This window comes from Ancylothrix sp. D3o (genome assembly GCF_025370775.1).
Taxonomy (GTDB): domain Bacteria; phylum Cyanobacteriota; class Cyanobacteriia; order Cyanobacteriales; family Oscillatoriaceae; genus Ancylothrix.
Genome location: NZ_JAMXEX010000088.1, coordinates 1 through 3,139, shown reverse-complemented (window position 1 = coordinate 3,139; position 3,139 = coordinate 1). Strand labels below are relative to the sequence as shown.

General features: G+C 44.2%; 3 protein-coding genes. 1 reads left to right on the top strand and 2 read right to left on the bottom strand.

The window, feature by feature from the left end; all coding sequences use genetic code 11:
• Positions 1-594: 594 nt before the first annotated feature.
• Positions 595-711, bottom strand: coding sequence for a photosystem I reaction center subunit VIII (locus NG798_RS27120; RefSeq protein WP_261226832.1), 117 nt, complete (start codon positions 709-711; stop codon positions 595-597).
• Positions 712-913: 202 nt separating this feature from the next.
• Positions 914-1,420, bottom strand: coding sequence for a photosystem I reaction center protein subunit XI (locus NG798_RS27115; RefSeq protein WP_261226831.1), 507 nt, complete (start codon positions 1,418-1,420; stop codon positions 914-916).
• Positions 1,421-1,837: 417 nt separating this feature from the next.
• Here NG798_RS27115 and NG798_RS27110 point away from each other — a divergent pair, with 417 nt between their 5' ends.
• A complete protein-coding gene (locus tag NG798_RS27110) occupies positions 1,838-2,896 on the top strand; it encodes a GDSL-type esterase/lipase family protein (protein WP_261226830.1) in 1,059 nt (352 codons plus the stop codon).
• The last annotated feature ends 243 nt before the right edge of the window (positions 2,897-3,139 follow it).

The following is a 3,139-nucleotide window of genomic DNA, read 5'->3' as shown; positions in this document are numbered from 1 at the left end:
ACTTTACTGTGGGTTATGTTCTGACTTATGCGGCTTTTGTGATTGCTTCTACTGCTGGTAAGTTCGGCTAATTTTTAGCGATAGTTAAAGCTAGTTAAATTTTATCCCCTGCTTAAAAACAGGGGATTTTTTGTGTTGTTTATTTGTGTTTGAATAAAACCGTTATGTTGATTGTGGGGTTGTATTTTTAAGCGCAGATGCACGCGCCCAGTAGATGGTTTTTGGAATAAATAGTTATGAGTGATGTTAATAGTGATTTAGGGATTTATCTTGCTTTATGATCGAGGGGACGAGAACTGGACACCGGCAGGTTTTTTGGCGATACCTTTTGGCCGTTTTTGGTAACACCGGCCATCTTAGAGACAGTAATTTTAATTTTGTGTGCAGTTGTTTTTAACAACCTCGCCAAAGATATAAGCTATCGGAAGTATTAGTTTTGAGAAAAAATAACCCAACAAAAAAACCCCACCAGCAGGCGGGGTTTTTGTCATGGCAGAGGAAGATAATAGGGAAAAACAAAATCAGCAGATATGGCAGATATATCTTCCTCTGGGTAGAAAATACTTGAAACACGAAAAGGCTATTTTGAGAGCCTTACTGTTCGCTTTCAATGTAGATAAACAACAAACCCATTACTACTGCCGGCATCAGCCAGGTAACAACAGGAATCAAAATCCAAGGCAAATAAGAAGCTGCGTAACTGCCGGTCATATCAAAAATCTCCTAATGATAGCTGACAAAGTAATGAGAGAAATCTTATAGTAGCGAGTACCTAAGACTTTTACCCCCTTGTATGGCACAGGTGTAGAATCCAGGTTGCTATAAAAAAATCTTGGCAACCAAAAAGCTACAATACCAACAACTCAAACCACAAAGTCCTCGCTGCTGGCTTTATTAAGCTTTTACAACGCTATTAACTGTGGACAAAGCCCCGGAAAATAGCATCCACACTGGCAAAATTTTCTAACAGGAAATAGGCCACAAAAGCGCCACCCATACCGCCAATAAAGAAACCAGCCGTTAGCTGACTCCAACCTTCAGCAGTTTTAAGAGGATCAGGAGCTTGAGGATTTTGAGTGGGATAACCGGCATCTTGCCCAAAAGATACCAGACCATAGACTGACATACAAGCAGTGGCAATTAATACCAAAGACAGAGCAGAAATTAATCCGCCTAAATTGGCCGCCTTTTCATAGTCCCGCAGCGGGCCCAGGATAACCCAAGGGCCAATCAGGAAATAACCATGAGCTAAGCCAATTTCCAATCCGCGAACTAACGGAGACAAACCTCTGCGGTAGGCCGGCAAATTACCGATGAAAGCCTTTGAGAAAGCAGAAGAATTGATCGGAGTTTCAAGATTTCCTACGAACGGGTCGCCGTTAAACGGTTTGACCATTTCCATATCTCTTGGATCGGCCATTTTTTCCTCTCTTGTTGAAAATATGTACAACAACTTAAGCACATATTCTAAGCAAGGAGGGGTGATCTAATGGCAGAAATTTAGCTCAGCTTTAAAAAAGTTCATTAAATACCCTTTTCTCGCATAATTTTGTGAAAAATTATAAAGTTTTGTAAGTTTTTTGGCGGGCCGGGGAAATTTTCAGTGAAGCCGGCAAAACATTCCCCCGGAAGCTCAGCCAAGCAAAAGCCCCATTTCAATTGCAACTCAGGCCCAACAGCCAAGCAAGCCATCCAAGGGTATAGGGGTAACAGAAAAAATTAATTTTTATTAAGCAACCAAACAAATAAGGCAAAAGAAAAACTCGTTTGTTTGCAGTCCTGACTAGAGTTGAGGGTTCTGTCAAAGGTAAGGCAGAGTGTAGAGGAACAAACCAAGATGACCGATCCTTGCCTGCTAGTCAGCTTATTAGCCACAGCAAAAAACGATTGCCCAACTCCACCGGCCCAATTCGTACAACAGCAATTTGAAAGGACACGACTCACCGAAACACCACTACAAAACACACTTTCATTACCCAGCCTAGAAATCGCTCCACCAGAATTTAGCCCACTGGAAACCCCATCATTAAGGGATCTGAGATTCTTAGAACCCAAATCCCCCTTTGATAACGTCGAACCAACCCGCGAACCATCAATTATCCCTTTAAGTGAACTTAGCCCAAAGCAACCGGCCCCCGATGAATTGGCCTATTACCCAAGGACAAACAACAGACCGAAATCAGGCACTCAAATGTTTGAACAACGCCTCGCTGCTTTACAAGCCGGTAAAACCTATACTCGCCTAGCCGTTGATAGCTTCATCAAAGCTTGGAAAAACGCCAGCGAAAAACCCACCTACCAAGACTGGAAATACCTCTTAAGACAAGAAGCCAAAGCCATATCCAAAGGACAAGGAGCAAACCAACTAAACATCTTATTAGGAGACTCTCTGAGCTTGTGGTTTCCCAGCGAAAGACTACCAGGATCAAGGTTGTGGCTAAATCAAGGCATATCCGGCGATAACACCAGCGGCATACTAGAACGCACCGACACCCTCAAGCAAACCAGACCCCATAGCATCTACCTAATGGCCGGTATAAACGACTTGCGCCAAGGACAAACCGACGCAGATATTCTGTGGAACTTGCGCGGCATAGTCCGCCGGCTGCGGCAAAATCACCCGCAAACCCGGATCATCCTGCAATCAATACTCCCCACCCGTTTCCCCGCCATCCCCAATCATCGTATCCGCAATTTAAACAAACAACTGGCCAAAATTGCCGCCGAAGAAGCCGTCAGCTACCTCGACTTGCAACCCTACTTTACGGACGAGCGGGGCAATTTACGACGAGAATTAACCACCGACGGCCTGCACCTCAACCCACGCGGCTATGCCGTTTGGCAATGGGCATTACAACAAACAGAGTCGTGGATAGCCTCAAATGAGATACCCTAATAAAGCGTGCCGGTCAAACATTGAAAACCACATTAGTTTGCCTTTTGTAAACCTTATGTCAAAAATGTTGAACTGCCGGCACCCACAGCGCTATCCTGTCTTGATAAGCACAATTCCTAGCTCAAAAACCCACAGTCATATCAGAGCAAGGCAGCTTTAACAATCGCTTATGGCAACAAAATTCCCAAAATTTAGCCAAGACCTGGCAGCAGATCCAACAACACGGCGGATCTGGTACGGGAT

Bases quoted from the DNA above. Each gene is read 5' to 3' on its own strand.
- NG798_RS27110 (WP_261226830.1), top strand. From the start codon at position 1,838: ATGACCGATCCTTGCCTGCTAGTCAGCTTATTAGCCACAGCAAAAAAC.
- NG798_RS27115 (WP_261226831.1), bottom strand. From the start codon at position 1,420: ATGGCCGATCCAAGAGATATGGAAATGGTCAAACCGTTTAACGGCGAC.
- NG798_RS27120 (WP_261226832.1), bottom strand. From the start codon at position 711: ATGACCGGCAGTTACGCAGCTTCTTATTTGCCTTGGATTTTGATTCCT.